Source organism: Rhodococcus sp. PAE-6 (genome assembly GCF_025290685.1).
Classification (GTDB): domain Bacteria; phylum Actinomycetota; class Actinomycetes; order Mycobacteriales; family Mycobacteriaceae; genus Rhodococcus; species Rhodococcus pyridinivorans.
The window spans coordinates 1-25,214 of record NZ_JAOCLZ010000021.1 but is presented as its reverse complement, the minus strand read 5'-3'; the positions used below and the strand labels follow the sequence as shown (position 1 = coordinate 25,214).

The 25,214-nt window shown below is 67.4% G+C and carries 23 protein-coding genes and 2 pseudogenes; 1 reads left to right on the top strand and 24 read right to left on the bottom strand.

The window, feature by feature from the left end; translation table 11 throughout:
* Positions 1-20: 20 nt before the first annotated feature.
* Positions 21-845: a CoA transferase gene (locus NVV99_RS23955; RefSeq protein WP_121209464.1), complete on the bottom strand. Its 825-nt coding sequence runs from the start codon at positions 843-845 to the stop codon at positions 21-23.
* Between the two features lie 84 nt (positions 846-929).
* On the opposite strand from NVV99_RS23955, the gene NVV99_RS23950 reads away from it, so the two are divergent.
* Positions 930-1,553 carry a TetR/AcrR family transcriptional regulator gene (locus NVV99_RS23950; RefSeq protein ID WP_121209487.1) on the top strand — a complete coding sequence of 208 codons (624 nt, stop codon included), beginning with the start codon at positions 930-932 and terminating at the stop codon, positions 1,551-1,553.
* Positions 1,554-1,966: 413 nt separating this feature from the next.
* Here NVV99_RS23950 and NVV99_RS23945 read toward each other — a convergent pair whose 3' ends face one another.
* The 23 genes and pseudogenes from NVV99_RS23945 to NVV99_RS23835 all read right to left on the bottom strand — a co-directional run.
* On the bottom strand, positions 1,967-2,893 hold the full coding sequence (locus tag NVV99_RS23945; RefSeq protein WP_260783132.1) for a transposase: 927 nt from the start codon (positions 2,891-2,893) through the stop codon (positions 1,967-1,969).
* Positions 2,894-3,297: 404 nt separating this feature from the next.
* Positions 3,298-3,537: pseudogene (locus NVV99_RS23940) on the bottom strand (transposase); the annotation flags it as partial.
* Between the two features lie 96 nt (positions 3,538-3,633).
* Complete coding sequence (locus NVV99_RS23935) at positions 3,634-4,446, bottom strand: SDR family NAD(P)-dependent oxidoreductase (RefSeq protein ID WP_119699136.1); 813 nt, start codon at positions 4,444-4,446, stop codon at positions 3,634-3,636.
* 22 nt (positions 4,447-4,468) lie between these two features.
* Positions 4,469-6,028, bottom strand: a complete 1,560-nt coding sequence (locus NVV99_RS23930; RefSeq protein ID WP_119699135.1) for a class I adenylate-forming enzyme family protein — start codon at positions 6,026-6,028, stop codon at positions 4,469-4,471.
* Between the two features lie 2 nt (positions 6,029-6,030).
* Positions 6,031-7,260 (bottom strand): thiolase family protein, encoded by a 1,230-nt coding sequence (locus tag NVV99_RS23925; RefSeq protein WP_119699134.1) that lies wholly within the window; start codon positions 7,258-7,260, stop codon positions 6,031-6,033.
* A gap of 60 nt (positions 7,261-7,320) precedes the next feature.
* On the bottom strand, positions 7,321-8,718 hold the full coding sequence (locus NVV99_RS23920; RefSeq protein WP_260783128.1) for an MFS transporter: 1,398 nt from the start codon (positions 8,716-8,718) through the stop codon (positions 7,321-7,323).
* An 89-nt stretch (positions 8,719-8,807) separates the two neighbouring features.
* Positions 8,808-10,010, bottom strand: a complete 1,203-nt coding sequence (locus NVV99_RS23915) for a CdaR family transcriptional regulator (RefSeq protein WP_121209466.1) — start codon at positions 10,008-10,010, stop codon at positions 8,808-8,810.
* 418 nt (positions 10,011-10,428) lie between these two features.
* Entirely contained in the window at positions 10,429-10,935 is a 507-nt protein-coding gene (locus NVV99_RS23910) for a DUF4913 domain-containing protein (protein ID WP_119699132.1), read from the bottom strand.
* A gap of 2 nt (positions 10,936-10,937) precedes the next feature.
* Positions 10,938-12,929 (bottom strand): type IV secretory system conjugative DNA transfer family protein, encoded by a 1,992-nt coding sequence (locus NVV99_RS23905; protein ID WP_119699131.1) that lies wholly within the window; start codon positions 12,927-12,929, stop codon positions 10,938-10,940.
* A 16-nt stretch (positions 12,930-12,945) separates the two neighbouring features.
* Positions 12,946-13,497 (bottom strand): hypothetical protein, encoded by a 552-nt coding sequence (locus tag NVV99_RS23900; protein WP_119699130.1) that lies wholly within the window; start codon positions 13,495-13,497, stop codon positions 12,946-12,948.
* A 14-nt stretch (positions 13,498-13,511) separates the two neighbouring features.
* The gene (locus NVV99_RS23895) at positions 13,512-15,143 is read right to left on the bottom strand and encodes a M23 family metallopeptidase (protein WP_260783127.1); all 1,632 of its coding nucleotides are present in this window, start codon (positions 15,141-15,143) and stop codon (positions 13,512-13,514) included.
* The gene (locus NVV99_RS23890) at positions 15,140-15,454 is read right to left on the bottom strand and encodes a hypothetical protein (RefSeq protein ID WP_119699128.1); all 315 of its coding nucleotides are present in this window, start codon (positions 15,452-15,454) and stop codon (positions 15,140-15,142) included. Before NVV99_RS23890 ends, NVV99_RS23895 begins: the two co-directional genes overlap by 4 nt.
* Positions 15,451-17,205 (bottom strand): ATP-binding protein, encoded by a 1,755-nt coding sequence (locus NVV99_RS23885; RefSeq protein WP_260783126.1) that lies wholly within the window; start codon positions 17,203-17,205, stop codon positions 15,451-15,453. The genes NVV99_RS23890 and NVV99_RS23885 overlap by 4 nt, the downstream gene beginning before the upstream one ends.
* Before the next feature lie 21 nt (positions 17,206-17,226).
* Entirely contained in the window at positions 17,227-18,732 is a 1,506-nt protein-coding gene (locus NVV99_RS23880) for an SCO6880 family protein (protein ID WP_260783125.1), read from the bottom strand.
* Positions 18,729-20,303: a hypothetical protein gene (locus NVV99_RS23875; protein ID WP_219130722.1), complete on the bottom strand. Its 1,575-nt coding sequence runs from the start codon at positions 20,301-20,303 to the stop codon at positions 18,729-18,731. The genes NVV99_RS23880 and NVV99_RS23875 overlap by 4 nt, the downstream gene beginning before the upstream one ends.
* Positions 20,294-21,133, bottom strand: a complete 840-nt coding sequence (locus NVV99_RS23870; protein WP_017681384.1) for a hypothetical protein — start codon at positions 21,131-21,133, stop codon at positions 20,294-20,296. The genes NVV99_RS23875 and NVV99_RS23870 overlap by 10 nt, the downstream gene beginning before the upstream one ends.
* Entirely contained in the window at positions 21,130-21,735 is a 606-nt protein-coding gene (locus tag NVV99_RS23865) for a hypothetical protein (RefSeq protein WP_260783124.1), read from the bottom strand. Before NVV99_RS23865 ends, NVV99_RS23870 begins: the two co-directional genes overlap by 4 nt.
* The gene (locus tag NVV99_RS23860) at positions 21,732-22,112 is read right to left on the bottom strand and encodes a hypothetical protein (RefSeq protein WP_260783123.1); all 381 of its coding nucleotides are present in this window, start codon (positions 22,110-22,112) and stop codon (positions 21,732-21,734) included. The genes NVV99_RS23865 and NVV99_RS23860 overlap by 4 nt, the downstream gene beginning before the upstream one ends.
* Positions 22,113-22,126: 14 nt before the next feature.
* Positions 22,127-22,420, bottom strand: a complete 294-nt coding sequence (locus tag NVV99_RS23855) for a hypothetical protein (protein WP_140189217.1) — start codon at positions 22,418-22,420, stop codon at positions 22,127-22,129.
* Positions 22,421-22,437: 17 nt separating this feature from the next.
* Complete coding sequence (locus tag NVV99_RS23850; RefSeq protein ID WP_161997140.1) at positions 22,438-23,010, bottom strand: DUF6668 family protein; 573 nt, start codon at positions 23,008-23,010, stop codon at positions 22,438-22,440.
* Positions 23,007-23,780: a hypothetical protein gene (locus NVV99_RS23845; RefSeq protein ID WP_260783122.1), complete on the bottom strand. Its 774-nt coding sequence runs from the start codon at positions 23,778-23,780 to the stop codon at positions 23,007-23,009. Before NVV99_RS23845 ends, NVV99_RS23850 begins: the two co-directional genes overlap by 4 nt.
* A complete protein-coding gene (locus NVV99_RS23840) occupies positions 23,777-24,796 on the bottom strand; it encodes a hypothetical protein (RefSeq protein WP_260783121.1) in 1,020 nt (339 codons plus the stop codon). Before NVV99_RS23840 ends, NVV99_RS23845 begins: the two co-directional genes overlap by 4 nt.
* Positions 24,797-24,899: 103 nt before the next feature.
* Positions 24,900-25,214 (bottom strand): annotated as a pseudogene (locus NVV99_RS23835) (insoluble domain protein); the annotation flags it as partial.

Below are 25,214 nucleotides of genomic sequence, written 5' to 3'. Positions count from 1 at the left end.
TCCTCCTGCAGGTGGGGCGGTCACGCGGCGATACGCGTGAGGGGGATGTCGGCCTTCGCGGCCATGTGTTCGCAGTCGTCGACGGTCTGCGTGCCGAAGAACTCCTCGAGGCCCTCGTGGGTGAGTTCCCGTCCGAGGAGGTCGGCGACCCGGGCGGCGAAGTGGGATTCGAGTGCGCCGAGCGCCACGTAGCCGTCGGCCACGCGGTAGATCCGATAGGAGGGCAGGGCCCCCCCGAGGGGCGCATCCGCGCCCATCAGGCCGTGCCGGACGGCTGCGCCTGCATCCTGCGCCGCGTGGTCGAGCACCACCCGACGACGCCCACCGCGTCCGGTGGCGGCGCGTTCGAGAAGCAGAAGCACGGCAGCGGTCACGGCGCGTTCGGCGCCGAGCATGTCGGCGACCGGGACGGTGGGCATCGACGGAGGTGTGAGGGTTCCGTAGGCGGCCTGGTAGTTCAGGTCGTGTCCGGCGACCTCTTCCGACTCACCGTCGTAGCCGACGATCTCGATGTGGCCGAGGCGAGGCAAGGTTGCGCCCAGCTCGTCGAGGCCGAGGCGCTTGACGGCGGAGGGGCGCATCGCAGTGATGAGCAAATCGGCGGATTCGAGCAGGACGTCCAGGCGTGTGCGCGAGTCGGCGTCCTTGAGGTCGAGAACGGTGACGTCCTGACCGGCGGTCAGCTCGGCGTACCAGCTCGGAGCGGCGCTCGCGAGGGGATCGCCTGCCGGCGACTCGATCTTGGTTACTCGCGCACCCAGCTTCCGGAGCCGGTCCGCGGCGAGAGGGCCGGGCAGGTTCGGGGCGAGCGTGACGACATGGATGCCGTCGAGGAGGTGGGTCATCAGGTCCCTTCCATCGTGCTATACAAATGTATAGCAGACGGTATGTGCGTATAGGAAGGACTCGGGGATATGCTTCCGAACGCGATGACAAAGCAGACACGAACCGGCCCGAGAGTGGGCCCCGACGACCTCACCGCCAAGGCGAAGATCCGGAACGCGGCTCTGGAACTGTTCGGCGCCGAGGGCGAGGACGGCACGTCGATGCGGGCAATCGCCACTGCCGCCGGCGTGACGGTGGGCCTGCTCGTCCACCATTTCGGCACCAAGGACGGCATCCGCGACGCCGTCGAAGACCTCGTCGTCGACCACTTCGTGGAAGCCATCGCGCACGCCGAACAGCAGGGTTCACCCGGAGACGTCGCCGCGGCCCGCAACCACGCTGTCGCGGAAATGCTCGACAGTCACCCCGAGGTGGTGAACTACATGCGCCGCGCCCTGCTCGAACCGAGCGGGACCAGAGGCGATCTCCTCGTCAAGCTCACCGAGTTGACGCGCCGCGAGGTCACCACCATGCGCAGGGCAGGTGTCGCATCGACCAGCCGAGAGGAATCGAGTCAGATCATCGAAACGATGATTCAGCAAGTCGGCCGACTGTTCCTGCAGCCGATGGTCGACGCGATGTGGGAACATCTGACGCCACCGGACTCGTCGGAGAGCGACAAGCCCGACCTCGTCGTGGCAGTGCGGAAGGCCTCGTCGCCGAACTGAACGCTCCCAGTGGGCGCCCCACGCCCAACGGCAATGAATCCCGAAGCCGTCGCCGTCTCGCCGAGGTTGCAGGCCACCCGCTTCGGTGATCGCGCCGTAGCAGTCCAGATCGCGGGTGACACGGAGGCCGGCCCGAGATCGTGGTGGTACATCGCGTCGTACAACGACACGGAACAAGACAATGTGCTCGAACAAGAACGTGTTCGACAACGTCACGCACTCATAGCGTCCGGATGCGTGGTCTACGAACTCATCGCGTGATTTTCGGCAACGGATCAGGCAGTCAAGGCCGATATCACCGCCTCGGTGGACTCAGCGTGTTTCAAGTCCGCTGCCTCATAGCCACTGACTGAACACAGCGACCTGGACGGTGGCCAGGTACCCGCACCGCGCGCTTGATGCCCCTATGGATGTCAAACAGCGGAACTGGCTGGTGGCGAAGCTCTTCTGGCTGTGGTGAAGTCGCGGTAGATCTCTCGGGCTAAGTAGCGCTTGAGGCAGCGGATTGCCTCGCGGCGGGTCTTGCCTTCGGCGACGCGGCGCTGAACGGAGTCCTGTGTGCGTTTGTCCCAGCGGAGCCGAGCAATGGTGATCATGTAGAGCGCAGAGTTGGCTTGTCGATCGCCGCCTCGGTTGAGTCGGCGTCGATGGGTCTTGCCCGACGCTGCTTCTACGGGGTTGACACTGCAGAGCGCTGCGAAGGAGGCTTCACTGGCCAGCCGCTCGGGGTTGTCGTCGGCGGCCAGTAGTAACGCGGCGGCAGTGTCCGGTCCGACGCCATAGCGTGTCAACAATCCAGGAACGTGGGCATCGATGGCCGCGGTGATCTGGCCGGTGAGCTCGTCTATCTCCATGGTCAATTCGATGATGCGGCGTGCAAGCAGACGTAGGGTGAATGCGGCTGCGGTCGCCGGATCGCTGGGGTTTGCGATCTCCAGGTCGGCGCAGCGGCGAAACAGTGCCGGGTTGCTCAAGCCGGTCATCGCCTCGCGCAAGGCCGGATCGGCGCGGACCAGGATGGCCTTGAGTTGGTTGATCGCCTGACTGCGGGACTTGATGGCCGAACCTTTGGCCTGTTTGAACATCCGCAGCATCTCAACGTGCCCGTCACCAGATTTCGGGACGGCGGTAGCGCGGCCTGACAGCACCTCCCGAGCTGCTGTTTCGGCATCGAAAGTGTCGGTCTTGCCGCGCCGGCGCCGGTCGCTGCGATCGCCACGGTTGACCTCGATCACGCGGACCGATTCGCTACGCAGGTAGCGTGTCAGCGCAGCTCCGTAGGAGCCTGTGCACTCCACTCCGGCCCGGTGCACCGGCCCGAATTCGCGTGCCCAAGCCAGCAGTTGTCGGTAACCGGTGGCGGTGGTCGCAAACGTTTTGGGGCGAGGAGGACACCCAAGGCAGTGAGCGCAGCCGCCACGTGTATGTCCTTGTGCGTGTCGACTCCGAGCACGATCTCGTCAGGGTCGACGGTGTCATCGGGGGCGTCGGGTAGGGCATGCTGGACAAGGTCGTTCGTCTCCTGACGGCTCGGGAACGGATGGCCGTCGTCGGGTCGGCACAGGCGGTCAGGACTGTGATGGTGCCTTGATAGCGGCAAGGCCCCTCTGGAGACACGCCTGGTCGATCCGACGGCAGCAAGCACCGCCCCGGACACGCGGTCGACAGATCAAACTCAAGGCAGCGAGGCCAGTCGTAACGCGGGTCAGGCCACGGTCCGGGGCGGCACGTCTTCATCCTCACAGTCGTACCGCCTTGCCAATCCACGCCACTGCTTCAAGTGGCAGATCCGGCGTTCGACGACGTTGCGGCCGCGATAATCGACCGAATCGAATGCCGGCGGTCTACCACCGCGTGAACCGCGTCGATGGCGATGTCCGGCCTGATCGGAGGGTTCGGCGATGACCGCACCGATGCCCCGGCGCCGTAGTAGCTCACGGTTCGCTCGCGACGAGTACGCCTTGTCGCCGCGGACCCGGCCTGGGCTGTGCAGGTACAGGTCTCCCGGCCACACCCACCTCGGTGTGCGGTGTCGAATCGCATGAGGGCGGTCGAGGTGACCTTCCGACCGTCGCCGTTGTCAGTTCGGCGAGACGAAGCTGGCCGTGAGCGCACCGTCTACCGGCAGTACTGCACCAGAGATGTATTTCGCTCGCTCGCTGGCGAGAAAGAGTGAGGCATGGGCTACGTCCCAGGCCTCACCCATGTGCCCCATCGGGGTCTGGGCGTCGCGCTTGGACCACATCGCCTCGATGTCCCCGTCGGCGTAGGCGTCGGCGATCCCGGCCGAGCGGGCGACCATGGGCGTCTTAATGAGGCCGGGTTGTACAACGTTGACACGCACACCCCGTGAGGCGAATTCCACGGCGGTCGTGCGGGAAAGATGTTCCAGGCCCGCCTTGCCTGCGTAGTAGGCCGCGTACGGTACGCCGCTCCAGCCGGCCGCGGCAGCGGACGAGATGTTGACGATCGACCCGCCGCCAGCTGCCACCATGTGTGGGATCGCGTGCCGCATCGAGAAGAAGGCGCCGGTCAGGTTGAGAGCAAGGCCCTTCTCCCAGTCGTCGACGGCGAGGTCGATGACACCGCCCGCGGCGGCGATCCCCACGTTGTTGTGCAGTACGTCGAGCCGACCGTGGGTCTGCACCACTGTGTCGATAACCGCCTTGACCTGCTGCTCGTCGGTTACATCGACGTGGCACGAGTCAGCACGATGTCCTTCGGCTCGGATCATCTCGGCGGTTCGTTCGGCTGACTCGGCCGACACGTCGGCGCACACCACGTGTGCTCCTTCGCGGGCGAAGGTGATGGCGGTGGCACGACCGAGCCCCACCCCGTCGCCGTCGGTGCCCGCACCCACGACAAGGGCGATCTTGTTTTCCAGCTCTCGCATGGCTTCTCTCCTCTTCCGGTCCCTAGATTTTCTGCGTGGAGTCAGCCCAGAACGTCTCGCGGAGGTCCTTCTTGAGAACCTTGCCGTTGACGCTGCGGGGCAACTCGTCCACAAACATGAAGTCCTTGGGCGTGCGGACAGGGCCCAGCACTTGCTTACACAGTTCGCGCAACTCCCCAGCGGTCACGTTCTGGCCCGGCTTGAGTTCCACGACCGCAGTCACGCGCTCGCCCCAGTCCGGGTCAGGAGCGCCGACTACGGCGCAGTCCTCAACGGCGGGGTGTCCCCAGACGACCTGCTCGACCTCGCCGGGGTACACGTTGAAACCGCCGCTGATGATCAAGTCCTTCTTGCGGTCGGTCAGGTGGAGGTAGCCCTGCTCGTCAACGTGCCCCAGGTCTCCGGTGTGCAGCCAACCGTCGACGATCGTCTCGGCGGTCTTGGCCGGATCCTTGTAATAGCCCTTCATCAACAGGTCCCCGGCCACGCAGATTTCGCCGGTTTCCCCCGGCCCGAGCGGTGCACCGCTCTCGGGATCCTTGATCTGCACCTCGACCAGCGGGTACGGGCGCCCACAGGAGGCGAGCCGGTCATCGGCGGCCGGCTGGTCTCCGTCCATGTGCTCGACCGGGCGCAGGAACGAAATGGCAGCGGGTGCCTCCATCTGCCCGTAGCACTCGATGAACACCGGACCCAGCCGGCGGAGTCCCTCCTTGAGCTTCTCCAGCGACATCGGTGCGGCTGCGTACATGAGGTAGCGCAGGGAGGAGGTGTCGTAGTCCTCGCGGGCAAGCACCTCGAGCAACCGGTACACCACGGTGGGCGGTAGGAACAGCTCGGTGATCCGGTGCTCGTGGATCGCCGGGAGGATGAGCTCGGGCGCGGCCCGCTCCACCACCACCACGGTGCCGCCGCGGGCGGTGGTCTGCAGGCTGAACATGCCGGCGGTGTGCGTCATGGGCGCGGCCGCGAGGTTGACGGCCTCGCCGTCGCGGTCGTACTGCAGGGCCAGCATGTGGTGGGCGACCATGACACCGATGTTGCGGTTGGTGTTCATCACGCCCTTGGGCTTGCCGGTCGTGCCGCCGGTGGGTGAGAGCATCACAACGGCCTCGGGGTCATGATTCACCACCGGCACGGTGTCAGATACGGCCGCCGTCCACTCGTCCAGATCGGGGTCCGACGTACCGGGTCCGATCGCAATCATGCGTGGAGCGGCGGCCCCGTTGATCTTCTTGATCTCCTCTACCATCTGTGCGAGGTCCGGGTGGTACATGACCAGGTCCACGTCGAAGCGCACGAGCAGTTCCGCGTTCTCTGCCACGGGATTGTGGGGATTCAGGGGCACCCATGTGCAGTCCGCCCGCCACGCTCCCAACACGCAGATCCACGCTTTGGGCGAGTTGGGGGACAGGACCGCCACCGTAGCCTTGCCGTCACCGGCTTCAGCGAGCAACCTGTTTGCGATTCGGCACGAGAGCCGGCCCGCCTGCTCGTAGGTCCACACCTCGCCGACGCCACGGTAGGCGACTTTGGACGGGTCCATCGACCATCCGCGGTCGAAGAAGTCGATTGCCGCCATCGTCACTCAACTCCCTTGAGGATCGTGATGGCCGTGACCGCTTCCTCGCCACGGTGAAAGCCCCCGCCGTTCTCGGCCAGGGCGATGCGAGCGCCCACTACCTGGCGGGGACCGCAATCTCCGCGCAGCTGCTGGGTGAGTTCGAAGATCTGCGCCAGGCCGCTCGCACCGATCGGGTGGCCCTTGGACTCCAGGCCACCGGACGGGTTGACCGGAATCCGGCCGCCGAGCGAGGTCTCCCCGCTGGCAGCCGCCGCCCCGCCGCCACCCGGTGGAACCAGACCGAGCATCTCGGTCTGGAGGATCTCCGCGAAGGCGGTCGCGTCGTGCACCTCCGCCACGTCGACCTGGTCGGCTGTGATGCCGGCGCGGTCGTAGGCGCGGGCGGCGATGCCCTGGCTCAGGTGGCCGTCGAAGGAGGTGATGTCACGATCAGAACCGGTGCCCACGACCGAGGCCAGCACCTGCACGGGGTGGGCTGCGGAGAGCCGGGCCAGGCCGGCGTCGCTGCACACGAGGACGGCCGCACCTCCATCGGTGACAGGGGCGCACATGGGCACGGTGAGCGGAAAGGACAGCGGGCGGGCGTCGAGCACCTCGTCTACCGTCATGGCATTTCGGTAGTGGGCGCGCTCGTTCTCCACCGCGTGTGCGTGGTTCTTGGCGGCCACCGCGGCGATCTGCTCCTGGGTGGTCCCATACTGCCGCATGTGGCTGCGGGCCATCGCGGCGTATATATCCATGAAGATCGATCGCTTGCCCAGATCGGGCTCGTCGATCTCACCGCCGAGGGCGCCCAAAGTCGCTTGCAGATCCTCGGGCCGGGCCACGTCGTAGCCCGCGTCGAAAACGGACATAGTGAGCTCGGGATTGCCGACGTTCATCTTCTCGGCGCCGGCGGCCAGCACTACGTCGGCCTCTCCAGCTCTGATGTGGGCGCACGCGAGGCTGAACGCGGAGGCGCCGGTGGCGCAGGCATTCTCCACGTTGAACACGGGGATCCGCTGGATGCCCAACTCGCGCAGGGCGATCTCGCCGGAGATCATGGCCTGCCCCTCGAGAGGGCCGTGGGTGGCGGTGCCGTAGAACGCGGCTTCGACGGCGTCCGGGCCGAGCCCGGCATCTGCGAGAGCGTGGGTAATGGCGCTGCCGGCCAGGTCATGCACGCTCTTGCCGACGTGTTTGCCGAAGGTGGTCATTCCGATGCCGACGATCCAGATGTTGTTACTCATGCGGCCCTCCCGGGCGTGTCAGTACGCGGTAGCGTGGCGATTTGTGGCTTGTCCGCCTGGTCACGGGAGCGGCTTGTGCGCGGTTTCCGGCAGCCGGACGAACACGAGGGTGCTGACGACAGCGACGATCGTGACGTACCAGCCGAAGAGTCCGATGTTGCCGCTGTCGACCATCCAGGTGGCCACATACGGGCCGGTGCCGCCGAAGAGCGCCACGGCCAGCGCGTACGGGAACCCGATGCCGGAGCCGCGCAACCGGGCAGGAAAGAGTTCGGATGCGATGGCCGAGGAGATGCTGGACCACAGGGCGATGAACACGAGTCCGGTGAGCTGGACGATCAACAGGCTGGTGAAGCTTCCCGTGAGGTTGTTGAGAAGCGGGACGGTGCCGAAGACAAAGAACAGGCCGAACACGATCAGCAGCGGTTTGCGGCCGATCTTGTCGGACAGCAGCCCGAACACGGGCTGGAGTGCCAGGAACACGACCAGGGAAATGGAGCCGGTGACCAATCCGACCTTGACGTCGAGGCCCACTGTGATGCTGGCGTACGTGGGCAGGAACGAGCTCCAGATGTAGAAGACCAGTGCGGGGGCGGCGGTCAGACCGAAGATCTGGAGGGCCTGCTTGGGGTGCTCGCGGAAGAAATCGAACATTCCGACTTTCCTGCGGACTTCTCCGGCGGGGGCTTCCTCCAGGGTCTCGACGGCGCGACGGCGAATCCAGTAGCCGCCCACCGTGGCAAGGGCGCCCGCGATGAACGGAAGACGCCAGCCCCAGGACTCCATGTTCTCGGTCGAGAGGGTGTTGGCCAGGACAGCAGAGACCACGATCGCGGTGAGGTTGGCGAGGGTCGCGCCGACGTAGAAGAAGCTGGAGAAGAACCCGCGGCGCCCCTCCGGCGCGGATTCGATGAGAAATGCCGACCCGGCAGCGTATTCACCGCCGGCCGAGGCGCCCTGCAGCAACCGGGCGAGAACCAGGATTGCCGGGGCGAGAATTCCGACCTGGGCGTATGTGGGCGCGACGCCAATCATCAGGCTGCCCACACCCATGCCGATGATGGTGGCGCTGAGCGTGGCCTTGCGGCCGAACTTGTCCGCCAGCATGCCGATCACCAGGCCGCCCATGGGTCGCGCGAAGAATCCCACCGCGAAGATCGCCATCGCACCCAACAGCGGGACCAGACTGTTGTCGGTCTCGGGGAAGAACTGCGGCGAAAAGTACACCACGAGCATCGCGTAGACGTACCAGTCGAACCACTCCAAAGTGTGGCCAACCAACGCGGCGAGCAGCTGCCTGAGGTGGAACTTCTTCGCGGTCGTCTCCTGCGCGGGGGGTGTCGGGGGCGAGTTGGTGGGCTCCACCGACTCGTCGGAATGTGCAGTTGCCACCATTGCTCCGATCTCGGTGGGCTCGACGACCGCGGCGGGAGTCGGCCCGGGAATGTGCGATGCCACAAGTCTGAGATGTGGCTCACGCTTAATCCACGTGCACGGAGCCAACGGAGCATCGGGTATTTCGTAGCTAGCTACGAACGTCTCGCCGTTCAGTAGAGGACAAGTGCGAGTTCGACAATGGTGTCCGTAGACTCCAACGAACGCCCTGTCAGCTCCTCGAACCGGGCGAGCCGATATCGCAGTGTGTTCACGTGCAGATACAGCGTCTCGGCCGCTCTGGGAATGTTGCGCCCGTTGGCCAGGTAGGCGCGGAGTGCCTCGGGGATCAGATCCCTCAGCGCTCCGGAGGACTCGAGGGGGGCGAGATATCGTTCTCGAAGTGCGTCCAGGGTCGCGGGCATGCGCGAGACCGCCATGCGCCACCCGAGTGATTCGACGGTTACCACGCCGTTCTCGACATGCCCTTCTGCCGCCCCTAGGACGTCGCCTGCAATGCTGAACGACTCCGGGACTGCTTCCAGTGTCCGCACGGGACCCAGCGCCACGACGCCGTCAGCGACATCACGCAGCGGATCCTGTAGCGGATCCTTCAGTATGCCGATGAGCCGTCCCTCCGACGGCAGGACCATCGCTTCGCCCTCGCCGTGCCCGCGAACTATCTGGATGCGCAGGGACTCGAGTTCTTCCGCAGAATGCGCGGAGGTGCGAAACGCCCGATAGTCGCCGTCACGGGACAGTCGATACATGATCGCCCCTTGGTCCACCTGCGCGGCCGAGAGACTTCCCGACAGCAAATCCAGCAGCCACGCGTCCCGCCGCCGACGCTCCGCGAGCGCGATCTCAAGCCCATGGTGGCGGTAGGCGGACGCCGCGCGCGCCGAGAACGCATCGCTGAGTTTCCACAGCAGAGCGGTCATTTCCACGATCTCCCGCTCTGGGAGCCCAAACTCCTCGGCGAGCGCAACGGTACGGTCCAAGATCGATGAGATTGACACACGGAAACCCGCGAGGATGTCTTCGATAGGCAGGCCAGCGCGGAGCCTCTGGAGTGTTGCTGTCTCGGCTTCCCAAATGTCCGAGGGTGAAGGCACCTCACGCTGACGCAAAGTCACTACAGACAGTCGGAGGTTACGGCGGACGCTACCCTCGAGATCTGCATCCGTAGCGGCCCGATAAGAGTCAATCTCCTGCCGCACCCGCTCGATGGTGGGGCGGACCACAGCTTCATCGATCTCGAGCGCACGGATGAGCGAATCTATGCGCTCCGAATCTTGCCCTTCCACCCAATCGAGATTACCGAGCGGTCTACTCGGGGTCGCGCCAGGAACTTCAAGCATGATCGCGGATGGCATCGCAGTAGATGGTTGGGCGCCGCCTGATCCCACTCAGGTTCTTCACGACCTAGCAGCTGAGCATGGTGTCGATCCTGAACTGCTATTCGACGAGTAGGCAGCGCAAGGAAACTACCGCCACGCCTCGTCGCAGGCACACTGCACCACTGGATGGAGGATGGCTGCGTCCTCCGCTCGCATGGGACCCGAATATCTATACTTTGCACGCGGAAAGACTGAGATGCAGCGCTTGTCTTCAGAACTCTGGGCAAGTGAAAAGCCAGGCGCAGCTGTGAGGTGAGGTCATAGCCCATGCCGCTCCTCATGAGCAAGCAATATCAGCTGAATATGCCGATATTGCTTGCTCAGGCTTCAGTTTGAAGGACTTGAGCATTTGAGAAGTACCCCACTCTATGGCCGCTCGAGTTTGGCAACGTGTTCACTGCTCTTGGCTCAGAATCCTACTGAGGACGGGGGCAGGCACAGGATCTGATGGCATGGCCGGCCAGCCCAGGAAGCTGCGGTCGGATTTGGCGTTGGCCATCGGTCCGGTGTCGCCGTCGAGAATGACGCGTAGGTGCGGTTCGAGGTGCTGGATCCACCAGGAAGACATCGCAGCCATCGAATCCGACACCCGCGCTTCCTCCCACGCCTGGTACAGCGCGGTCAGGCGGGCGACGACCTCCGGGTAGGCCCACCATCTCGGGTCCCACGACCGGCCCCCGTCGTTGTCGCTGATCCGACGGCGGATCACCGGCAGGAAGTAGCCGTTGACCCACTCGATGACGTTGGCGAACTTCGGTTCCTTCGTCGGAGGTGCGTCCGCCTCGTCGTCGTACTCGTCGGTGTCCTCGTCCGGCTCGTACTCGTCTTCGTACTCATCACCGTCGGGTGCTTCGTTGCTGGTGTCCCACTCGTCGGACGCTGCGGTGTTGACCTCGACCATGGTCAGTCCTTTGCCAGAAACTCGGAGTGGAAGAGCCGGTCGGCACGAGAAGTCTCGGGCGTGGGCTCGAGGGGAACAGGTGCGGTGTCGCTCTGGTCGTCGGCCGGCATGACCATGTCGGCGACGACGACGGGCCGATCGGATTCACCGACAGGCAGAGCCTTCTGGTGGGCGGGGCCGAGCTGTTTGCTGTCCTTCTTCGACTGGCGGATCGCGTCAGCGAAGGACGAGTCGCCCCAGAAGGCCTTGCGGACCAGGATCGGGGTGGCGCCACCGATGGTCACCAGGGCACGGGTTTTCGGCAGGGCCCGCAGGTCCCGCTTCTCGAAGATGGTTTCCTTCTGCCAGTTGTTCGACACGCTCGCCTGGCCGCCGGCGAAGAAGCCGGCGGGGCGACTGCGGGATTCGGTGTCGACGTAGTGGGTGCCGACGGCATCGACCAGGCCGGACAGAAAGGCGTCGTCGTCGACGTTGCCGCCGTACCAGGTCACGCTGGCCGCATCGACCATGGCCTGGAAGGCTCCGCGGCCCCAGACCTTCTCGCCCTGGAAGGGGGATTGGAAGAACGTGATGAGGATGATCCCGCGGCCGCCGAAGTGCGAGTACCAGCGCGGCAGGTCTTCGAGCTTGCAGATGTTGGCCGCTTCGTCGAGCACCGCGGTCAGCGGGAGCGGCATCCGCCCCGAGTCCTGCCGCTCGGAGTACTCCTCCGCGCAGGAAAGGATCTGACCCACCAGGGCACTCGAGAGCGCCGAGGACGAGCCGGGGCCGTCCTTGGACAGCGCGTACATCGTGTCGGTGCCCGTGACGAATTCCGCGGCGATGAACTCCGGCAGATCGTGCACGTGCCGGCCGGGGGTGACGGTGACCCGGCCGTGGGTGTCGGTGCCGATGACCACCTGCCGGTTCGGTAGGACCGCCTCGGCGTAGCGAGGCTCGTCCAGCGGGGCGAGGAAGCGGCGGGCCATGTCGTAGAAGCCGTCGCGCTGCTTGGCGTTGACGGCCTGCTTGCCGCGCATCGTGCGCGCCAGCTCCGGGTAGCCGTGCTGGTCGAGCACGGCCGGGGGGATCTGCGATTGGGTGTGGGTCAGCCACTCGACCACGTGCCGGATGTCCCCGCCGGCCAGGGCGGCGGCGAGCAGGTAGGAGGCGAACAGGTCGCGGGCGTTGCCGTCGAAGTAGGCATCGACCCGGGCACCAGGGTCGGTGGCGGCGGAGATGAAGTACCCGCACACCGCCGCCGCGGACGGCAGGTCGGTGACGGTGCGCAGCGGATCGAACCAGAACGTCGCGCGTTCTTGTCGGTTGCCGGTGGTCACGCCCTGCAGGTCGAAGATCCACACCCGCCCCGCGGTGCGGCGGAGACCGACGGTGTGCGAGTAGACGTCGCCCCGGTTGGACGCCACCAGCGCCGCCCCCGGGGCGTGGCAGATCGCCGGGATAGCGAACGATGCGGACTTGCCCATCCGGGCGCCGGCGAAGGCGATCGCCACGAATTCCCAGGTCATGCGCAGGGTGCGACCCCCGACCACGGTATGACCGAGGGGGATGCCGAGATAGCCGGGATGGTCTGTCGGTATCGCGGGGGCGAGCCGGTCGGCGCTGGCGGCGAGGTACGTCGGGTCGGCCTCGTCGACCTCCCTTGGATCGACCATCGTGCGGGCGAGGCGGTCGATGCGTTTCTCGAACCGCGTGCCCGCGAGCGTCTCGAGCACCCCGAACCGGCGCAGCGCCCACCAGCCGGCCCCGGCGAGAGCTGCGACCAGGACCAGTTCGAGGATCAGGACGATGGTTGCCCCAGCGGGCCAGCTCGTCGATCCCAGCGCCAGGGCGAACAGCAGGCCGATCGGATTCCAGGTGGGGTGCTCTCCCCCACCGGTGTTATAGGCGATCGTCGGCAGATACGCCGCAACCACCACGAACGGGAACGCCGTGAGGAACACCTCGTCGGCGCTGGAGGAGGGGCGGGGCCGGTCGCGTCGTGTCTGTGCCATGTCTCGTGCGCCCCTTCTACTGCTGGTATCGGTAGTCGGTCAGCCGCCACCCGTCGTCGGTGCGGGTGACGGTGGTGCGCCAGGTCTGGGGCGTTAGGCGGGTGCTGCGCCCGCTGGCGTGCAGCACCGTCTGGGTGCAGGTCACGTCGACGACGAGGGTGCGCATCCCTTTCGGGGCGGCCGGAGTCGAGTCGGCCCGCACACAGGTGGCGCTCACCGCGTCCTTCGCCGCGGCCCACTGCTGCCAGTCCGCATCCGGGCGCACCGAAGCGCGGGTGCCGGATTCGGCGACGGCGAGCAGGTCCCCGCCGAGATACGCCGTGGCCCGGATCAGGGCGTCGGCTTTGCTCTCGTCGATCGCGGGCTGCCAGGACAGGACCATCCCCATGGCCGTGCTCGCGGTCTGTTCGGCGTCGATCTGCCGGGGCGAGAGCGGCTCGAGCACGTGGTGGTCGTCGCTGCCCTCGTGTGTGTGCTGCTGACCGTCGGTGGTGTCGCTGCCGCAGCCCGCCAGCACGACGGCGGCCGCGGTGCCCACCGCCGCGACGGTCACTCGTGTGATCCTCACCGGCTTACCTCCTTTCACTGGTTGCTCATCGCCCGGTACTGCGGTTCGGCGGCGAGGATCGTGTCGGCGTAGGGGCGGGTCTGGACCACGTAGTCGGTGTGCCCGGTCGGGAACCCCCCGGAGGCCAGGACCGCGCCTTCACCGGCGTTGTAGCCGGCCAGATACAGCTCGGTGCGCCCGTTCGGCGCGGACACCTTGCCGTCTGCGATCGCGCCGTCGATGGTGTCGGCGATGGTGCACATGTAGTGGCCCTGGGCCATGACCGCATCGCCGATGCTGTTCACATCGACCTTCCCGTCGCCGTCGTAGTCCTGGCCGTAGGCCGCCCAGGTGCCGGGCATGAACTGGGCCGGTCCCCTCGCTCCCGTGACCGACACCGGGGCGGTGTCCCCGTGGCGGAAGCCGTTTTCGGCGGCGAGCTGCGCGGCGAGCAGCGAGGGTGTGATCTGCGGGCAGATCGACCCGGCCCGCTCGAGCCACGGCACGAACTCGTCCGGCACGGTGCCGTCGGCGAGGCTGTCACCGACGCCTTCGCCGGAGACGAGGCAGTCGGCGGCCGCGGCGGTGGCGTTGCCGCTGCCACCGGGCAGCGATCCCCACGACACCAACCTCTCGTCGGTGCCCTGCCCCCGGACGGAGATGTGCACGTGGTCGAAGTGGTTCTCGGTTTCGCTGCCGCGGTCCTCCATCAGGCTCGGGGCACCGCCGACGGGGTAGTAGGTCTGCCGCCAGATCACGTACTCGACATTGAAGAACTCCGCGTTGGCCAGGATGTAGTCGGTGATCTCGTCGCCGAGAGCTACCCCGTCGCCGGAGCGGTAGTTCGGGATCATCGCATCCACGGCTCGGCCTTCGGTGTGGTCGGTGGCGTAGCCGCCGTCGGCGCGCCACCCGCCGAGGCCCGCGATCCGGTCGCCGAACTTCAGGTGGGCTGCCCGAGCGAGTTTCTTCGCATCGACCTGCAGGCCCTGCTCGGAGCCGGCCGACGGCGGCAACGGCTGCGCCAGATTCCCTTCCGGTGGGGTGGACGGCACCGCAGTGGGCGGCCCGGCCGAGGACTGTCCCGGTGCGGGAGCGGAGTCGTAGTACGGCAGCGGATCCACCGCTGCGGTGCCCCAGCCGCCGGGCCAGAGTTCCCAGTGCAGGTGCGGACCGGTCGATTCCCCCCGGTTGCCCAGGGTGGCGATCTGCTGACCGGCGCGGACCTGCTCCCCGACGGCGACGGTGTAGGTGTCGATGTGCCCGTACACGGTGGACACGAGCTGACCGCCGATCACATGATCGAGCACCACCCACTGCCCGAACCCGCTGGCGGGACCGGCACCTCGCACCACCCCGTCGGCCGAGGCGTAGATCGGGGTGCCGATGGCTCCGGCCAGGTCGATGCCCTGATGCTCGGTGCCCCAGCGCGGGCCGAATCCGGAGGTGAAGGTGACGGCGGAGGGATCGACCGGCTTGATGAACGAGCCCGTCGGTGCGAGCTTGTCGCCGGATCCGAGGCCGGAGCCGGGTCCGAGGCAGCTCGTGCCGACGCGGCGGTCTTGTTCGTCCTGGATCCCCATCACGAGGACGAGGAGCAGGAAGAACGGAATGAGTGTGAGCGCCAGGATGAGCGCGATCAGGCCGGTGCCCCCCTTGTCGTTCACCGCCGGCTCAGACCCTCGATCACGACCCCGTGCCCCCGCGCCAATGCCCGGTTCAGCTCCTGCGCCAGCGCCAGTTCCGCTTCCAACGCGGCGACATCGCGTTCGGTGCGGCGGGGGCGACGGCCGGAGCGGGTGACCCAGCCCCGCACCGTCGTTTCGGCCACATCGAGCTGCGTCGCGGCAGCTCGCGTGGCGGCGGTGAAGCTGTCCCCGGCCTGCATGCGCCCCAGGACCGCCTCGATCACGGCCTCACGGGTGCGGTCGTCGACCAGGGTGTATCGGCGAGTGCCGGGACGCTGACGCCGGCTCATGCGGCGAACTCCGTGCCCCGGTCTTCGTCGGCGGCCCGCAGCCGGGCGTCGGTGTCGTGAATCCCGGAGTCGCGTTCGGCCTGGGGCACCCACACCTTGAACGGGGTGCCGGGTGTCGCGCCTTCGCCGAGTTTGAGCAGGAAGTGCCCGACACCGGCCGCGGTGCGCGTGCTCTCGACTGCGCCGGTGCTGTCGTCGCCGGCGACCTTGCGGCGGGCTTGGCGCAGTGCCTTCTTCTCGTCCACCGAGGAGGTGGTGTCGTTGGCCCAGCCGGTGACCATCGCGCGTTCTGCCTGCGAGAACTTCATGAAGTGGGCGAGGCGGTCGAGTTCGGCGTCGGGGACCGGGCCGATGATCCGGGCGCGGGAGCGTTCGATCATGCCCAGGGCGCCGACCTTTTCGAAGTCGGCGAGCGAGTGGGTGACCAGTGTCATCGCCACGCCCATCGACCGCTGCAAGCGCTGCACCGCGTCCAGGCGCGCCACCGCCGAGCTGCCGGTCTGGATCACCTGCCAGACCTCGTCCAAGATGATGTGCGCCGCGATCGACTTCGCGCCGGGCACCTTGTTGTCGGCCAGGATGTGCGCCGCCTCCACCGCCGCGAACGCTTCGTTCCAGCCGGCGAGAAGCACAGCGGCCCGCATCAACTCGTCCCCCGGCGGCACGGAGGACATGTCCAGGTCCACCATCGGCTTGGTGATATCGATCCGCACGGTGCTGTGCCGATTGAAGGTCTCCCCGAACCGGCCCTTGACCAGCGCGCGCAGCGAGCGCAGCAGCGGCTTGATCTGACCGCGGTATTCCTCGTCGGTGTCGGCCACCGCGTCGTCCCTCAGCTCCTCGGGGCCGGCCGCGATCAGCGTCAGCAGATCCTCGATCCGGGCCGCATGATCGTTGTCGAACCGCGAGCCGGGGGCGTAGAGCAGCCGGATCGCCGAGGCCAGCAGGGTTTCCTCGAAGTCCTCGAGCGGGCCGCGGCGGACGATCTCGAGCAGCGCACAGATCATGTTCAGCTGGCGAGCGTGCAGCGCGAACTCGGCCTTCTCCCGTTCGAGGGAACCGGCGGGGAGCTGTGCGATCGCGTCGCCGATCGGGCCGCGATCGAGCGGGTTGATCGCGCCGGTGCCGTAGCCGACCTCGCTGACCTGCCCGCCGACCTGCTCGGCGAGCACCCGCAGATCCGGCTTGACGTCACCGGGCACGAGCACCAACGTGCCTCGCGCAATATCGCCGAGAGCGATGCGCCGTAGCAGCGTCGACTTGCCGAAACCGTTGAGCGCGCAGATGAAACACGACGGGGCGGTGATCGCCTTCATCTTCCAGGCGTAGAGCGGATCGAAACCCACGGCCGCGCCGGTGGTCAGATGCCGACCCAGCGGGGTACCCAGCAGCGGAGCCTTCGCCCCGACGATCCACGGATAGATCCCGGCAACCTGAACCGAGGTGCCCCGGTATTCCACCGGCGCCATCACCGTGGACATCCGGCCCCCACCGGCACCGTCGAATCCGCGGGCATCGAGGTCGGCCAGGTCCCGGTCGAATCCGTCCGAGCTGATCCGGGTCAGCCGCTCGACTGTGGCCCGGCGACTGTGCTGGCGGGTGACCAGGCTTTTCTTCCATGCCTTCTTGAGTCCGGTCGCGGTGGCGGCCTGCTCCTCGAGGCGGGAGAGCTCCTCGTCCGACAGCAGCGTCTTGGCGATCTTCTCCGCTGTGAGCAGCCGCGATGATCTCGTGGCGTTGCGTGCACTCATGCCTGTAGCCCTTTGCGTGTGTCAGTTGCCGAGGAAGCTGGGAATGGTGGTGTGGTCGGGGGCGATGACCCCGACCCCGAGGGAGGTGGCGAACGCGGCGGCCTGCCAGCACCACGACCGGCGAATCGTCAGCCGGCTCTGGCGCGAGAGATCTTCGACGAGGGCGTCGATCTTCGGCACATCGGAGCTTCCGGCCGGTTCGGTCACGGTCACCAGCACCCCGAAGCGCACCATCCCGGCACCGCGGGCCTGTTCCATGCGGGCCTGGGCCGTAGCTGCCAGCTCGATCTGCGACTTCGCCGAACCGATCGATCCGTTCTTGAGCGACCCACCGTGCGCTTCGGCCATCGCGTTGCGGTAGTCGCTGTCGGCGATGTCGGTGGCTTCCCCGGCCGAATGCGGGCGGTAGATCACCGAGACCCGCTTGAGCGGCACCGCCTCGTTCGGGGCCAACAGGCGCTGGAGCACCCGTTCGGTCACCGCGCCCTTGGGGGCTTCACGCATCTCCCAAGTCACCGACACCGCGCCGTCGTGGACGTATTTGCCGCCGTCGGCGCTTTCCAGGGCGGTACGGGGACCGCAGTCCTCCCAGGTCAACCCCGTGCCCTCGCCGGAATACAGGCCGGCTTCGACATCGACGAGCGAGGCCGGGTCGTAGGAGCGGCGCACGAACGCCATGATTTCGTCGGCATCCATCGGCGAGCACGGCACACCGGACCGTGCCGCGGCCGCGGTCAGGGCGGGCAGACGCCGGCCGAGTTCGACGGCCTGCTCGGAGGGATCCTGTTTGCGTTCGGTGGTCTTGGCCTCGAACGTGATCGCGATCCTCGCCGCGAGGCGGATACCGCCGGAGGTCAAGCCGGTGGCGAGCTGGTAGGCCGCATCGCGGGCCAGCTGCGGAGCATCGGCGCGGGTATTCTGGTGCACCGTCTCGTACAGCTCGATGCCGGTCTCGGGCAGCGTCTCGACGGTGGTGACCACCGCGAGGATGTCCGAGGTCTCACCGGCCCCGGACAGGAACTGCGCCCAGTTGCCGACATAGTGGTCGATCACGTCCTGATCGACGGCTTCGGCGCCTTGGGGGTAGGCGTCGAAGACGACGGTGTAGGCGCTCTTGCTGGGCATGTGGATCATGCCGAACGTGCGCCCGTCGGAGTCGATGCCTTCGTAGAGCTCGGTCTCGCCGAGCACGCCGGGAAGACGGTAGGCCCGCCCGGGAACGCGGGAGAACGTGCCCGACGCGTAGGCGTGCTCACCGCGGCGGCGGCCACGCCAGAACTGCAGTCGCATCAGTGCCCTTTCGTAGCCGGAGCGGCCGTCACGGGAGATGACCAGGGGAATGAAGCAGACGATCACCGGGATGGCCAGCAGCAATGCGACCGTCATGCCGAAGAACAGGCCCGCGATGATGACGACAGCTGCGGCGGCGATCCCGGCGATCGAGGTGCCGAAGGTGGCTCCGAGCAGGCCGGTGCTGCGGGGCCGGCGCCAGTTGCCGTAGGTGTTGAATGTCGGCTCGTTGCTCACTGTTCGAAGCCCCCTCGGTTGAACTGGTGGCCGGCCCCTGTCGCCACAGGCGCATCGGAGCCGGAGTGACCGGAACCGCCCGCGCCGGAGCTGCCGGACGCAGCGGCGCCGGGGGTGCCCGAGTCGTTGCCCTGCGGGCCACCGCTGCCGACGGCGGCGCTGCCATCACTGGCGGACGGAGTTCCGTTCTGATTGCCGCCTGCCTGTCCACCCCCGGCACCCCCTGCGGCCCCGAAACCCGACGGGGTAGCCCCACTCGGAGAATTCGAGATGCTCGATGAGGTGGTGCTGGTGGTCGCCGCGCCGGATGCTGCGCCGCTGGCACCGCCGGTGGCGATCATTCCGCCGACCTTCGCGCCGACTGCGGCCGCGCCGGCGGCTGCGGCCAGGCCGCTGCCGCCGCCTCCGAGTGCGCCGACGTTCGGGACGATCAGTCGCATCAGTGCGGGCAGCACCAGCGCCGCAGCGCACAAGGTGATGACCCCGGACAGGGCCATGAACCCGTCGCCGTTCTCGGGGTCGGTGATGGTCGGGGTGGCTTCGAGGAACAGGATCGCCGAGACCCCGATCACGAACGCTCCGACCGGTTTGACCAGCAGGAACGCGATCGTCCAGGCCAGCATCTTCTCGTATGCCTGGCTGCCGACCTTAGTGCCTCCGGCCGCGCCCGCGATCGGCAGCGCCGCTGCCATGAGCACGAGGATGCCGGTGCGCAGCAGCATCAAGAACGCCATCATCAACCCGCCGAGCATGCCGATGATGCCGATCAGGAACAGCAGGCCCACACCGGCCGGACCGGAGTACAGGTAGATCGACACCATCGCTTCGGCCAGGCGGGACGGATCGGAGCCGACCGCACTGTCCATGAACCAGGCCGAAATCTGGTCGGACAGTTCGGTGCCGAGCACGATCAGCGTCGATGCTCCCCCGGCGAGCACCGCCGCACGGGCCATCTGTCTGAGGCCCTCTTCTGAGGTGTCGCGGATCGCGCCGGATCGGGCCAGTGCCAGCCGGCCCCCGAGCAGGATCAGCGACAACGACAGGGCCGCGACCTGGATGTAGAAGGTGTAGTCGTTGACCGTCGCCACGGTCCTCTGGAAGGTGTCTCCGTCCATCTCGGTGCTGGTGATCCACCATCCGAGCGCGAACTTCAAGACCGCAACACCCGCGTTGCCGATCCACAGCGCCGTCTTCTCGACCGCGCCCGCAGCCGCATCATTGATGCCGTCCGCGATCGCCCCTGTTCCGGCATCGACGATGTTGCCGGCTGCATCCGCGCAACTCGGGACGTCTGCGTCTGTGAAGGCATTGAGTGCTCCGCTGGCGGCAGCCGCAAGAGGGTTGGCACAGGCAGCGCCCCCGAGAAGGGTTTCTTCCCAGGCAAACCCAGAATTGTTCTCGCTCTCGCCTGTGGCTTCGGTGCTGTCGAAGTTGCCGCTGGACGAGTCCCCCGGTGGAGCCGTTTCTTGTGCCAGGGCCACGCCCGCTGCGCCGATGCCGACCACTGCGACGGTGCAGAGCACGGCGAGCAGCCGGAACACACCGGCGAGCACGCCGCGGTTCACCACCACTGCTCCCACCCCTCGGAGGACAGCGGCTCGAAATCGCTGCTGAAGGCCGGAGAATCCAGCTGGACAACCCATCCGGTGCCTTCACGCCACACCATCGGAATCTTCGTCACCTGAATCTCGGTCGCTCCGTTGGACCGCTCGACGGTGACACCGAACTTGACCAGCGACAGGTCTGGGTTGAAATTGACCTTGACCATTGGCGCCGCCGAGACCCCCGTGTTGTCGGGCACTCTCACGCCCTCCAGTAGCAGGGTCGGGTCCGACGAGTGACCTGCTTCCGCGACCATCTCGGCGCGGTTGTCTCCACTGAGGAGGTAGGAGAGGTAGTGGGTTGCGGCCAGTGCTGCTCCCTGCGCCGTGCGCGCGAAGCCGGTGGCCACGCCGTTGCCGGTGAACCCGGTAGGACCGTCGGAGGTCGAGAACGGAAGATCCATGTTGCCGTGGATGCGCTCGAGCATCACCCCGCTCGGTGCCTGATCGGCAGGCCGGTTCCCGCTTGCGAGGGTCTCGGACAAGATCACCCCGTTCGGGTCGAGCGGCACGTAGACAACGCGCTCGAACCGGTCGAACACCGGGTCCGGCTCGAACAGACCGCCCTCGACCTGAGCGGTGGCGCCACTGCCGGTGGTCGGATCGAGAGAAACCAGCGGTTCGGCGTCCTCGCCTCGGAAGACCATCACGAGGCTGACCACGACACCGACGACGACGATGACGGCCACGGCCGCCAATCCGATGGTGAGTTTGGTTGCCGACGATGCGCGTTCGTTCTCGGCTTCGAATGAGGGAGTGTTCTTCTCGTTGGTCGAGTCGGTGGTGTTCTGCTCGGTCACTTGCGGGTCTCCTCGAGATCGACCAGCTCCGACGGCACGCCGTCGAGAGCGGTGATGGTGGCGGCGGTCTCGCTGGGCAGGTTCAGCCGCCAGTCGTCGTCGATCCACACCACCTGGGTGGTCGCGGAGGCGAGCGAGTTGTCGGAGAACCGCTGCACGACACCGACGGTGGCTGCGGTGTCGCTGTAGTCGGCGATGGTGTAGCCGACGATGGTCGGCACCATCTCGGGGTCGGTTCCCGACATCTCCACCAGGGCGCGGTGGGCGGCGTACAGGTCGCGGCCTTCGCCGGGTGCGGCTACACCGGCCAGGACCTGGGGCCAGGTGCGGTCGGAGGCGGTGGCCAGCTGCACCGACTGGGTGATCGCCGCCAGCGCCGCTCCCTGTGGGGTGTGGCTGAATCCGGCGAAGGGTTCCCATTCACCGTTGCTGGGGCCGTCGGTGGTGCCGATCGGCACCTCGATCCCGCCGACGGTGATCCACCGGTTGATCTGCGGTGGATCGGTGATCGACAGCTCGGACTCGGGGGTGTGCGATCCTCCGCAGCTGGTGGCCACCAGCGCCACCGCGACCACTGCTGCTCGCGCCCATCGACGCCTCATCGTTCGTTCTCCTCGTTGCCGGATTGCTGTTGCTGTTGCTGCTGCATCTGTTCGAGCTGCTCGATGACGGTCGGGGAATGGCCGCCTCCGACCTGGTGGGCTTGGGGCCCTTGGGCGGTGGCCAGCAGGATCGTGGCGAGGGTGGCGGCCACACCGCCGGCGAGGAGCGCGCCGATGTTCGCCGCCAGGAACTCCGCGGCGGTGGGGGATTCGAGGCCGGCCCCGTGCTTGTGGTCCCAGGCCAGCCGTCCGCCGACGAAGATCACCTTGGCCACACACAGGAGGAAAACGATCCCGGCCGCGTACCCCAGGAGAGTCTGGAGACCGTCGAGGACGTCGGGGGGCGGGCTGACCACGCCCTGTGCGAACACCTGCATCGATCGCCCCGCCTCTATGCCGCGCTGGTGACGGCGCTGAGGATCTGGTTGGCGGAGATGGCGACGATCGCGCCGACCAGCGATCCGACGAGCATCTTCGGCGAGTCCCCGGAGCCGTGCTGCCACTTCTCCCACGCGAACTTGCCGCCCGAGAAGATAAGGGCCGCAACGCACGCGAGCGTGACGCCCCACAGCAGCCAGTTCAGCAGCTTGAGCAGGCCGTTCGCGCCCGGCGGCACCTCCGGGTTGATGTCGAAGTTGACCGAACCTTGTGCGAGATACGCAACGTCCACGACGGTCTGAAGCATGACGTGTCCTCCGTGTCTTACTGCCCCGACCACAAGGCGGGCAGGCTGGATTGGATTGCCGTGATGATGCCGACGCCGGCAGCGATCACGTCCTCGGGAACGTCGATGACTGCTCCCTTGGTCTGGATGGGCACGCCGTCGAGGGCGCGCCAGGTGGGCAGGCTCGATCGGGCCGCCGAGGCCAGGAAGCGGTGCCAGCCGATCGCCCAGTGCGCAGCCACCGCGCCGGTGACGATCGAGCGCAGCTGACGCACCTCCTTCGGGGGCTGACCGGGCGCGTTCGCCACGGTGACCAGGCCGAGCAGCTCGCACGCCAACCCGCGGTTGCGGTGCTCGAGGATCAGATCGTGGGCACTGGACAGGCCCTGGATGGTTTCCCGGCAGACCACCACCACATACGGCGATTCGGTCTCCCGGGCGTCACCGCACGGCCACCGATGCCGCGCATCCTCGGCGAAGTCCCAGTACCGGGCGAGGGTGGAGACCCCGGCCCCGCCGTGCGCGCCGAGCAGCCACACCGCCGGCCCGGGCGCAGCCACCGGGTACGGATCGACCCGCACCTCGACGCTGATGCGTTCTCTGCTGCTCATGCCAGCTCCTCGGTCCCGGCCCGGTGGTCGGTGTCGTGGTGGCCGGCCTCGACTCGGCCGAGGGCGTCGAGCACGTCGGTCCAGGCGTCGATCGAGTCGACCGACAGGTGCCGGTGGTCGACGGTGCCGGGGCGAGCCAGGCTCGCATCGAAGGGCACTTCGACGAACCCGGCGGTCAGCGGGGCCAACGCCTGCCGGATCGGGGTCAGATCGACCAGGCGCTGCGGAAGCTGGTGCGAGATCGACACCACCGTGCGGGAGAGCACGTCCGATCCGTAGGTGCGCATCAGCCATTCGAGGCCGTCGCGCATCCGGCTCAGCGGCTCGGATCGGGCCGGGGCGACGACGACGATCGCGGCACCGGCGTCGATCAGCGGAGCCAGACGGCGCGAGCGCAACGCCGTTCCGACATCGTGGAGGCGGGCCAGATGCCGATCGGCGAGAAGGCTGTCCACCAGCACCGAATCCGAGGATTCGCCGTGTCCGACGACCACGGCACCGGCCGTGCTGAGGGCCATACGGGAGCCGAGCTGGCGGATCGCCCGCGCAGAATCGATCGGTTCGACCCCGGCGCGGTCGAGCAGGTTTCCGCCGCCGAAGGTGCCGTCGATCGCCGCGACCTGTGCATCGGTTCCCAGGCGCAGGGCGGTGGCCAGGCCGAGGCAGGTCGTGGTCGCGGCCGCTCCCCCGGAGCCGGCCACCACGATGGCCGAGAGGTGTTCGGGTTGCTCGATTTTCGGGCTACGGCGAAATGCAACAACGTTGTTCATCGATTCTCCACGTTCGCGATCGTCAACCCGCCGTCGGCGGGCATGGTGGTGATCCACTGCTTGTGGATGCCTTCGTCTCCCACGGGCGGGAACTTGAGCAGCACATCGACCGACCAGCGGTTGGGGTCCTCGGTCGGCAGCACGGTCACGCAGTGCTCGGTCCCGGCCGGAACGGCGTCGATGAAGCTCTGAATATCGTTGCCGGGCAGGACCATCAGCTCTGCGACTGCCTTGCCGTCGCGCTGGACGTAGTAGGCGTGCTCGAATGCCTGGATCACCGCCGGGCCGGATTCGCGTCCACCGGGGCCGTTGCCGACGATCCGGTCGGGTTCGTCGACCGGGGCGCACCACAGCGGCGGCGCCGCGGTCGCGGTCGTCGAGGGGGTGGTCGAGGGCGAGGCCACTACCGAGGAGGACGGCAGCGGCGGCGCCTGTGGTTCGTCGGTGCTGCCGGTCATCGCGGTCACCACCGCAGCGGAGACCACCGCCAGCACGGCGACACCGCCGCCGACGAGCATCCAGGTGCGGGACCGATCGCCGCCCGGCTTCGCGGGAGCAGCGGCAGCGGTGTCGGTGACCGGCACGGCGGGGGCGCTGGTGGGGGCCTCGGCCGACTCGGGGGCCGGAGTCGGCCGGGGAGGGCGGGCACGGCCGATCGCGGACTTGAGACCCCCACGGCTGCGCTGCGAGATCACCAGCGGACCTCGCGGAATGTGGACGTGCACCCAGTCCGGGGCATCGGCATAGGGATCGACCTCGGTTGCGGCATCGCCGTTGTCGGCAGGGTCGTGGGCCCCGGGATCGGGGAGAGAAGGTACGTCGGGATCGGGCTCGCCGGTGGTGTCGGCGGTGAGAATCGGTTCGAGTTCGGTCTGGATCACCACGTCGGCATCGACCGGTTCGAGGTCCGATGCCACCACCGCGTCGGCGATGGTCTCGTCCGGGATCGGGAAGTGCAGCGATCCGGTCGCAACGGTCTCGGTCGGAGTCGGCTGCGGCCCGTAGTGCTCGGTCACGTCCGGGAAGAGTGTTCCTCGATTGTCGGTCGACAAAGTGTCCTCCGTCGTCGGGTGGTGGGGGCGGGGCGTGCCCGCCCCCACCGAAAGCTGGTCGAGCAGGTCAGGCCGGCACGATGCCGTCGCCGATCGCGGTGGAGATCATCTCGGCGGCAGTGCCGGCCGAACCGCCGAAGAAGGTGTCCAGTGCGTTGTCCACACCGGCGATCACGCCTTCACCACCGGGTTGGACCTTGACCCACTCACGGACCTGGGAATCGACCTGCGGAGCGGTCTGCACGACGTTGCGGACTGCGTCGGCGGCGGCCTGTCCGACCGGGCCGGAGGACTGCCACTGCTCAACCGTGGAGTCGGCCTGCTCGGTGAGCACGTCCTCCCCTACGTCCGGCAGTTCCACCTCGATGGGCTGACCTTCGTC